The sequence below is a fragment of the Sphingomonas sp. genome (assembly GCF_042095875.1).
In the GTDB taxonomy this organism is placed as follows: Bacteria; Pseudomonadota; Alphaproteobacteria; order Sphingomonadales; family Sphingomonadaceae; genus Sphingomonas.
Genome location: NZ_JBELMJ010000003.1, coordinates 128,270 through 137,469 on the forward strand (window position 1 = coordinate 128,270; position 9,200 = coordinate 137,469).

Sequence of the window (9,200 nt, forward strand, 5' to 3'; positions counted from 1 at the left end):
CCGGCCTGTCTACGAGCAACAGCCATGACCCCCGCCGCCCGTACCCAGGCCGCGATCGACCTGCTCGACGCGATCGTCGCCGCCGCCGCCGATAACGGTGCCGCCGCCGACACGCTGATCGCGCGCTACTTCGCGCAGCGTCGCTACGCCGGCTCGAAGGACCGCCGCGCGGTGCGCGAGCTCGTCTACGCCGCGATCCGCCTGCTCGGCGAGCGGCCCGCGACCGGACGCGCCGCGATGATCGCGCTCGCCCGGACCGACCCGGCGATCGCCGCTACCTTCGACGGCTCGACTCACGCTCCCGCGCCGATCGCGTCCGATGAGGTCGCTGCCGCGCCCGGCATCGCGCCGGCTTGGCTGATCGAGCGGCTGGCCGCCTCCGGGCTCGACGACGCGGAACAGCGCGCGCTCAGCGGTCGCGCGCCGCTCGACGTGCGCGTCAACACGCTGCGCACCACGCCCGACACGGTCGCCGCCGACCTGTCCGAGCCGCAACCGATCGCCGGCTTGCCCGACTCGTTCCGGTTGCCCGCCGGCACCGATCTCGCACCCTTCGCCGGCCGCCTGGAGGTGCAGGACGCCGGAAGCCAGGCAGTGACGCTCGCTGCTCGCGCGCAGCCGGGACAGACAGTGATCGACCTGTGCGCCGGGGCAGGGGGCAAGAGCCTCGCGCTCGCCGCCGCGATGGAGAACCGGGGTCGGATCGTCGCCGCCGACGTCGACCGCGCGCGGCTGCGCCGGCTCGAACCGCGCGCGTCCGCCGCCGGCGCGACGATCGTCGAGCCGCTGCTGCTCGACGCCGGGCGCGAGGCCGAGGCGCTCGCCGATTTGGGGGGTGCGGCCGACACCGTACTGATCGACGCGCCCTGCTCGGGCACCGGCACGTGGCGCCGCAACCCGGAGGCGCGCTGGCGGCTGACCCCGGCGCGGATCGACCGCTTCGTCGCGACGCAGCGCCACGTGCTCGCGCTCGGCGCGCCGCTGGTGAAGCCCGGCGGCGCGCTGGTCTACATCGTCTGCTCGCTGCTCGACGCGGAAGGCCGCGATCAGGTCGACGCCTTCCTCGCCGCGCATCCCGGCTGGCAGGCGGAAGACCTGTCGCTCCCGCTCGGCCGCCCGCACGGGCACGGCGTGCGGCTCACTCCCGCGCACGATGGCAGCGACGGCTTTTTTGTCGCGCGCCTGCGGGCCCCGTGCTAATCCGTTGAAACAGTGCCGAAGCTGGAGCCGATCATGCGTTTTACTTCCGTCGCCGTCGCGCTCGGGCTGGCAGCGGCCTCGATCTCTACCTCGCTCCACGGCCAGCGCCCTGACGATCAGATTGATCCGCGCAGCACCGCGCTGCTGAAGCAGGCGGAGGCCGCGCGCGCCTCGGGCAACCTCGACGGCGCGACCGACCTGCTGGAGACCGCGCTCGCGGTCGATCCGCGCAACCGACAGGCGTTCGTCGTGCTCGCCGACGTGTCGGAGACGCGCGGGCTGCCCGGCAAGGCGATCCGTCTCTACCGCGAGGCGCTGCTGCTCGACCCCAACGACCTGGACGCGCTCAGCGGGCAGGGCGAGGCGATGGTAGCGAAGGGCGCGGTCGAGCGCGCGAAGCAGAACCTCGCGCGCGTCCGCACGCTCTGCAAGGGCCAGTGCCCGCAGGCGACCTCGCTCGCCGCGCGCATCGCCAAGGGGCCGCCGCCGATCGCGACCGCGCAGGTCGGCACCCAGGTCGGCGTCAACACGACCACGTCGAAGGATTGAGCGGCTAACTCAGCCGTCGCGCGACCGACACGAACTCGGGCACCGACACCGTCTCCGCCCGTCGCGTCGCGTCGATGCCCTCCGCCTGCAACGCATCGAGCGCACCGGGCACGCCGCGCAGGCTCTGGCGCAGCATCTTGCGCCGCTGCCCGAACGCCGCGGCGGTGACCCGCTCCAGCACGTCGAGCCGGACGCCCGCGGGCTCCTCGGTCGGGGTGATGTGCACCACCGCCGACATCACCTTGGGCGGCGGGGTGAAGGCGGAGCGGTGCACCGGCATCGCCAGCTTCGCGCTCGACCGCCACTGCGACAGCACCGCCAGCCGGCCGTACGCGTCGCTCGACACCGCCGCCACGATCCGGTCGGCGACCTCGCGCTGGAACATCAGCGTCAGCGACTGCCACCACGGCACCCATCCGGCCGACAACCACCCGACCAGCAACGGCGTACCGACGTTATAGGGCAGGTTCGACACGATGTGCGGCTTGCCCTCGAACAGCGCCCGCGCATCGATCTCGGTCGCGTCGCCCTCGATCACCCGCAGCTGGTCCGGATAGGCCTCCGCCAGTTCGGCGAGTGCCGGAATACAGCGCCGGTCGCGCTCGATCGCGGTCACGCGCGCGCCACTCCCCAGCAACGCCCGCGTCAATCCGCCAGGCCCCGGCCCGACTTCCAGCACTTCCTGTCCGTCCAGATCACCCGGCACCCGCGCGATACGCCCGAGCAACTGCGCGTCGAATAGGAAGTTCTGCCCCAGCGCCTTGGACGCGTTGAGCCCAAAACGCGCGATCACCTCGCGCAGCGGCGGCAACTCGACCGCGGCGGCCGTCACCGGCACGCCGCGGCGTAACGCTGCCGATTGGTCGCCGCCATGTCCGCCATGGCGATCGCCGCGATCATCGCGCCGGGATGTGCCTTGTCCTGCCCGGCGATCCCGAATGCAGTGCCATGGTCGGGCGAGGTACGCACGATCGGCAGACCGAGCGTCATGTTCACGCCCTCGTCGAAGTGCAGGGTCTTTAGCGGCACCAGCGCCTGATCGTGGTAGCAGCAGATCGCGGCATCGTAGCGTGCACGGGCACGCGGGTGGAACATCGTGTCGGCGGCGAGCGGCCCCTCCACGTCGATCCCCTCGTCACGCAGCTGCGCGATCGCGGGTTCGATCATCTCGATCTCCTCGCGCCCGAGCGCGCCGCTCTCCCCGGCATGCGGGTTGAGCCCCGCGAACGCGAGGCGCGGCTGTGCGATCCCGAAGTTGCGCTTCAGCCCCCGCACCGTGACCTGCGCCTTCGCGACGATCAGCTCGACGGTGAGCAGCCCCGGCACGGCAGCGAGCGGCACGTGCGTCGTGATCGGCACGACACGCAAGCTTGGCCCAGCCAGCATCATGACGGCGTTCTCGCGCGACACGCCGCAGCGCTCCGCCACGAACTCGGTCTGCCCGGGATAGGTGAAGCCGATATCGTAGAGCTGCGTTTTTCCGACTGGCGCGGTGACCAGCGCGCGTGCCGCGCCCGAGCGTGCGAGACCGGTCGCTGCTTCCAACGCCTGGAGTGCGCAGCGCGCGCCATCGGCATCGGGCCGCCCTGGCAAGATCGCGGCCGCAGCCAGGATAGGCAGGACGGGCAGCGCGTCGGCGAAGGTACGAGCGACTTCAGCCAGGTCGCCGATCTCGGCGATTGGACCGTCCCACACCACCGCTATCGCTCGCGGGTCGCCGATCGCGACGAAGGGCGACAAGCCGTGCTCGGTGCGCTGCGCCCACGCCTTCGCGATCGTTTCCGGGCCGACCCCCGCCGGGTCGCCCATGGCGACGACGAGCGGAGTCATGCCGCGATCAGCGATAATCGATCACCGCGTCGCGGCGAAGATCGCGCAGCGCCTGCTGCGCGCGCAGGTTGACGCGCTGCTGCTCCAGCTGGCTCTGGATCTGCTCGGCACCGGGCAATTGCCCGGACACCGGATCGTCGCGACCGCACAGCACCAGCGTACGGACGCCTTCGGTCGGCGACCCGAACGGCGGCGACGCCTGACCGACCTGCAACTTGGACATGATCTCCTGCAGCGGACCCGGCAGATCGCGGACGCGCACCGTGTCATTCTGCACGACCTCGGCATTCAGGTCGGCGCCGACCTTCTCCACCGATCCGCAACCCTGCAGTTTCTGGATCGCGGACGCGAACTGCGCGGTTCGCGCCGATGCCTGCGCCTGCGTGGTGTTCGCCGGAAACTTGATCGTCATCTGCTTCAAGCTCAGCCGCGCATCACGCGGATCGGCGGTCAGCACCTGTCGCTTGTCGACGAGATACAGAATCGAGTAGCCGCCCGGCACCGGGATCGGGCCGGCGACCTGGCCGACCTGCATCTGCTGGCTCGCCTGCGACAGCTCCGCCGGCAATTGCGCCGCGCGTACCCAGCCTAGGTCGCCGCCGACTGCGCGCGTTGTCGCGGCGGAATAGTTGCGCGCGAAATAGCTGAACGGCGCCTGCGCCTTCTGGATCTCGCCGATGATCTGGCGACCTTGTGCCTCGACCTGCGCCTGCTGATCGGGCGTCGCGTTCAGGTAGATCTCGGCGAGGTGATATTCCTCGGTGCCCTTCGCCGCTTGCAGGCGATCGATGATCGCCTTGACCTCCTCGTCGCCGACGTTGACGAACGGCTCTACCCGCTTGCGCAGATAGCGGTTCCAGGCGAGCTCGCCCTCGATCTGTCGACGCATCGACCGATCGGACGAACCTTGTTCGCGCAGCCAGGCCGCGAACTCGGCCGGCGTCTTGTTGAACTGCTTGGCGACGCGCGCCAGGCTCTGGTCCATCTCTTCCTTGGTAACGGTGATGTCGGCGGTCTTCGCCTGCTGAATCTGAAGCGTCTCGTCGATCAGCTGGCGCAGCACCTGCAGACGCAGCCGCTCGCGATCCTCGTTCGAGAGTTTGGCGTTGTTGGCCGCCGCGATCAGCGCGACGCGCTGGTCGACGTCGGTGCCGGTGATCACGGTCTCGTTGACGATCGCGGTGGCCTTGCGGACGTTCGGATCGACCTTGCCGAAGATCTGCAAATTGGCGGGAATGTTGAGCCCGGTGTTGTCGGGCACCGACTGATCATCCACGGTCTGCGCGACTGCTCCGCCTGCGATCGCCAGACCCAGCAACGATGCCATCGCACGACGCCTCAGCAGCGCGCCCCTCGTCTTCGTCATCACAAGCGTCTCGAATTCCCATCACGGCCGTCATCGGCCTAGCCGCGGCTTTGCCCCGACCTTGCTGAACCTCGGCTTAGCGTCCGAGGCCCTTGAACGCCAGCGTCAACAGGTAGCTGTTGCCCGCGCGCACATCGCCGGTGGTGCGATAATCCCGGCGCCAGGTGAGCCCGAGCTCCAAGCAATCGTCCTCGTATGCGACACCCAGCCGGTGGCGGATCGGGTCGAAGCCGTCGCTGGACGACAGCACGTCCTCCTCGCGATCGGTGAGGTCGACTACCGCGGAGCCGAACACCGACCAGAAGCGCGCGAAGGCGGCACGTCCCGCGAAGCGGACTTCCTCGCGGTCCTGCAAACCGACAACGGGATCGATGTCGCGGTTGAGGCGCAGGTAACCGACCGTCGCGTAGGTCGTGTATGATCCCACTGTTGCATCGATCTCGTTGCGACGCACATCGAGATTGTCCTTGTCGAGGCGATACCGATGCGTGAACGTGATGAAGTCGCGCAAGCGCACGTTGGTGCGACCGACGAGGTCGGAGAAGCTGTCAGACAGACCGGTGCCGACCGGCAGGATGGTGGGTCGCGAGTCGAGGCGGTAACTCTGACCGATCGTCGTGTCGATCGACAGGCCGGGTCGATCGAATGCCCATTCGCCGCCGTAGGTGACCCGCGATGAGTCCTCCCAGCGATCGTAGCCTGGGAAGCGATTGAGCGCGAACAGGTTCGAGTCCGCCAGGTCGACCGCGCGCGAGTCCTCATTTGGTACCCGCAGGTTGGCGACATGCGGCGAGGCGACGATCTGGACGCGCGGTGTCCAACGCTGCGTGCCGCCGAACAACTCGCCGATGAACGGCCATTTCACGTCGATCGCCGCCGCACCGATCGCACGGGTCTGAAATCCGTCGAGGCCGCGGTAGCTCGCCACCGCTGTCGCGGCGCTGTCGCTGGTGTTGTACGCGTCGCCGCGCGCGAACGCGGTCAGCGTCACCTCCTGACCCAGGTTGGTCAGGCGGCGCAGGTTCCACTCGGCGCTGGCGAAGGCGCGCTGCGTGTCCTGTCCCGCCTTGCGCCCGATCGCGAGCGTGTTCGCCTGCAACGAGAGTATGCCGCCCGCCACGTCCTGCACCCGGCGGCGATAGTCGATCTCGGGCAGCGCCACCGGCTGCAACGACTGACGATCGCCGACCCGCAGTGTCTGCGTCGCCCAGCCGCTGATCGCGAAATAACTGTTCGCGTCGACATGTTCGAGCGCGAAGGTGCTGCGCAGTCGATCGTCGTCCGAGATGTCGTAGCGCCGCGTGAAGGTACGATCAGTCGACAGCCGCAGCGAGCCAGACAGGCTCCACTCCGGCGTGAACTGGAACTTCATCGACCCATCGAGGTAACCGCGGAACGCGCGCTCGGTCGCGGTGGTGAAGCCGAGCGAAAGATCCTCGCTTCGGCGCCCCGAGGTCGCGTAGCCCGCGATCGAGAACGCACCCAGCGTGTTCACCTCACTGTAGCGCGCCTCCAGCAAGGGCAGCACATCGGTGAAGATGTGCGGTGCGATCACCAGCGAGCGGTTCTGACCAAGCGCGATATTGTACGGCAGCGTCAGCTCGCCGCCGTTCAACCGGTCGATGCCCAGACCGGGCGTCAGCAGCCCGGTGCTGTTCGACTCCGCGGTGCTGGTCGAGAAGCGTGGCAGTCGCGGGCTGGCGAGACCGAACAGGTTGAAGCGCGCGCCTTCGAAATAGACGCGGTCCTTGTCGGGGCGATAGGTGACGCGCACTGCGGTGATCTTCCACGTCGGCTCCTTGGGGCAGCCGCTGGCGTCGGTGACCGGGCAGGGCGAATAGGCTGCGCGGTTCAGATAATAGGTGCCATCCTGATCGCGGCGACCATCGACGGCGGCGAGCCGCCCGCCGCGCTCCAGGACGACGAGCAGATTGTCAATGACGCCATCCTTCAGCGTATCGGTCAACTCGATCGAGTCGCCGTAGGCGACGTCTCCCTGCGGGTTGGTGACCGCGACGTTGCCGTTCGCGACCACGCGCCCGGTCTTGCGGTTCCACACCACCTTCTCCGCACGCAACTTCTCGCCGCTGCGCCTCATGCGCACGTCGCCGAGCGCGGTGACGATGTCCGCTTCGTAATCATACTCGAGCGACGAGGAGCTGAATTGCACCTGATCGTCGTCTGCCGGAGGTGCTGGCTGCGTCGCATCGGTTGCGATGCTCGGCGCAGGATCCGGTGTTCGTGCGTGGTCTGCCAGCGACTGTGCTGCCGCGGGTGCGGCGCACAAGCCGAAACCCACGGCAGCGAACGGCAGCACGCACCCGGCGAGAAAATCAGAACGCGTCACGTTGCTCCCGTTACCTGTCGCTCGCGAGCGGCCGGAAGAGCACGGCGCTGCTGATGCGCCCTATCGCATCGCCCGCGCGTTGCTGCAACGCTTTGCCAGCGCGCGCGCTGGTGCCTATCAGGCATGCCTGAAAATGAGGAAATAGGTTGACCATGAAGATCACGTTCGCCGCTACTCGCCCAACTGATCCCGCGGTGCTCGCGCTCGCGGTGCGCAAGGGCGCGGAGCCCGCGAGCCTGGGCGCCGAGCACGATGCGCTCATCAAGGGTGCGCTGTCGGCGCAGCAGTTCGTTGGCGAGCCGGGAACGATCGCGGACGTGTTCCTACCGGCGGCGGGAGGCGCGCAGCGCGTCGTGTTGCTGGGTGTCGGTGCGGGCGATGACGCTGCATATGAGCGCGCGGGCGGCGCGCTGGCGGCCAAGCTGCTCACCGCTGGCGCCGGAACAGTCGTCGCCGACCTGTCGGACACCGACTCGGCGAGCGCCGCGCGCTTCGCCGCCGGAGCGTCGCAGCGCAGCTGGCGCTTCGACGAGTACCGCACGCGCATGCCTGCCAAGCAGAAGCCGACGCTGGAAGAGCTGGTGGTCGTCAGCGACGCTGACGATATCAACGCCGCTTGGATGAAACGCGATGCCGTCACCCGCGGCCTCGGTCTCGCGCGCACACTCGCGACGCTGCCACCGAACATCCTCTATCCCGAGAGCTTCGTCGAGCGGGTGACGGAGGCGGTCGACGGGCTCGGCCTGGAGGTCACCGTGCTGGACGAGCCGCAGATGAGCACGCTCGGTATGGGTGCGCTGCTCGGCGTCAGTCAGGGTTCGCGACGCGAGGCGCGCATTCTCGCGTTGAAATGGAGCGGCGGCGATGCCGATGCGCCGCTCACCGCATTGGTCGGCAAGGGCGTGACGTTCGACTCCGGCGGCATCTCGATCAAGCCCGCGGCCGGCATGGAAGACATGAAGTGGGATATGGGCGGCGCGGGTGCCGTCGCGGGCGCGATGCTCAGCCTGGCCGCGCGCAAGGCGAAGGCGAACATCATTGGCGTTATGGGGCTGGTCGAGAACATGCCCGACGGCAACGCGCAGCGTCCCGGCGACGTCATCACCAGCATGTCGGGTCAGACGATCGAGGTCATCAACACCGATGCCGAAGGGCGCTTGGTGCTGTGCGACGCGATCACCTGGGTTCAGCGCGAGCACAAGCCGGCGACGATCATCGACCTCGCGACGCTGACCGGCGCGATGATCGTCAGCCTGGGTAACGAGATGGGAGGTCTGTTTTCGAACGACGATGGGCTGGCCGAGCAGATACTGGCGGCGGGGCGTGCCAGCGGTGACCTGTTGTGGCGCTTCCCGCTGGCGGACGGCTACGACAAGCTGATCGACTCCGCGATCGCCGACATGAAGAACGTGGGGCCGCGCGGCGGCGGTTCGATCACCGCGGCGCAGTTCATCAAGCGCTTCGTCGACGAGGGCGTGAATTGGGCGCACCTCGACATCGCGGGCATGGTCTGGTCGGAGAAAGACGGTGCGACCTGGGGCAAGGGCGCGACCGGCTACGGCGTGCGCGTGCTCGACCGCTTCATCGCCGATAACCTCGAAGGCTAAGGCAAGACTTACGCGACGTGAAGGTCGACTTCTATCACCTGACTACCAGCCCGTTGGAGCGCGTGCTGCCGCGCATCGCGGAGCGCGTTCTCGCCGAGGGCGGGCGGTTGCTGGTGGTTGAGGCCGACCCCGCGCGTCGTGCCGCGCTCGACAAGTTGCTGTGGTCCTACGCGCCTGATAGCTTCCTGCCGCATGGGGTGGCCGGCAGCGCGCAGGATGCGGAGCAGCCGGTGCTAATCGGGCCGGAGGTCGCCGCCACCAACCAGGCGCGCAACGTCGCGCTGGCGGACGGCGCGTGGCG

Annotated in this window: 8 protein-coding genes; 4 read left to right on the forward strand and 4 right to left on the reverse strand. The window is 68.7% G+C overall.

The window, feature by feature from the left end; translation table 11 throughout:
• Positions 1-24 precede the first annotated feature (24 nt).
• Positions 25-1,200, forward strand: coding sequence for an RsmB/NOP family class I SAM-dependent RNA methyltransferase (locus ACFDS6_RS02395; protein WP_375270504.1), 1,176 nt, complete (start codon positions 25-27; stop codon positions 1,198-1,200).
• Between the two features lie 33 nt (positions 1,201-1,233).
• Entirely contained in the window at positions 1,234-1,749 is a 516-nt protein-coding gene (locus tag ACFDS6_RS02400) for a tetratricopeptide repeat protein (protein ID WP_375270505.1), read from the forward strand.
• Between the two features lie 4 nt (positions 1,750-1,753).
• Here the strand turns inward: ACFDS6_RS02400 and rsmA are convergent, their stop codons facing one another.
• The 4 genes from rsmA to ACFDS6_RS02420 form a co-directional block, all read right to left on the reverse strand.
• The gene (gene rsmA / locus ACFDS6_RS02405; RefSeq protein WP_375270518.1) at positions 1,754-2,581 is read right to left on the reverse strand and encodes a 16S rRNA (adenine(1518)-N(6)/adenine(1519)-N(6))-dimethyltransferase RsmA; all 828 of its coding nucleotides are present in this window, start codon (positions 2,579-2,581) and stop codon (positions 1,754-1,756) included.
• The gene (gene pdxA / locus ACFDS6_RS02410; RefSeq protein WP_375270506.1) at positions 2,578-3,579 is read right to left on the reverse strand and encodes a 4-hydroxythreonine-4-phosphate dehydrogenase PdxA; all 1,002 of its coding nucleotides are present in this window, start codon (positions 3,577-3,579) and stop codon (positions 2,578-2,580) included. Before pdxA ends, rsmA begins: the two co-directional genes overlap by 4 nt.
• A 7-nt stretch (positions 3,580-3,586) precedes the next feature.
• Complete coding sequence (locus tag ACFDS6_RS02415) at positions 3,587-4,945, reverse strand: peptidylprolyl isomerase (protein WP_375270507.1); 1,359 nt, start codon at positions 4,943-4,945, stop codon at positions 3,587-3,589.
• A 76-nt stretch (positions 4,946-5,021) separates the two neighbouring features.
• Complete coding sequence (locus ACFDS6_RS02420; protein WP_375270508.1) at positions 5,022-7,292, reverse strand: LPS-assembly protein LptD; 2,271 nt, start codon at positions 7,290-7,292, stop codon at positions 5,022-5,024.
• A 152-nt stretch (positions 7,293-7,444) separates the two neighbouring features.
• Here ACFDS6_RS02420 and ACFDS6_RS02425 point away from each other — a divergent pair, with 152 nt between their 5' ends.
• Together ACFDS6_RS02425 and ACFDS6_RS02430 are read left to right on the forward strand one after the other, a co-directional pair.
• Positions 7,445-8,899: a leucyl aminopeptidase gene (locus ACFDS6_RS02425; protein ID WP_375270509.1), complete on the forward strand. Its 1,455-nt coding sequence runs from the start codon at positions 7,445-7,447 to the stop codon at positions 8,897-8,899.
• Positions 8,900-8,916: 17 nt separating this feature from the next.
• Positions 8,917-9,200 (forward strand): DNA polymerase III subunit chi (locus ACFDS6_RS02430; RefSeq protein ID WP_375270510.1); only part of this gene is annotated, 284 nt, incomplete at its 3' end.

Excerpts from the sequence above, each read along its gene's own strand:
- ACFDS6_RS02395 (WP_375270504.1), top strand. The coding sequence starts at position 25 with ATGACCCCCGCCGCCCGTACCCAGGCCGCGATCGACCTGCTCGACGCG.
- ACFDS6_RS02400 (WP_375270505.1), top strand. The coding sequence starts at position 1,234 with ATGCGTTTTACTTCCGTCGCCGTCGCGCTCGGGCTGGCAGCGGCCTCG.
- pdxA (WP_375270506.1), bottom strand. The coding sequence starts at position 3,579 with ATGACTCCGCTCGTCGTCGCCATGGGCGACCCGGCGGGGGTCGGCCCG.
- ACFDS6_RS02415 (WP_375270507.1), bottom strand. The coding sequence starts at position 4,945 with ATGACGAAGACGAGGGGCGCGCTGCTGAGGCGTCGTGCGATGGCATCG.
- ACFDS6_RS02425 (WP_375270509.1), top strand. The coding sequence starts at position 7,445 with ATGAAGATCACGTTCGCCGCTACTCGCCCAACTGATCCCGCGGTGCTC.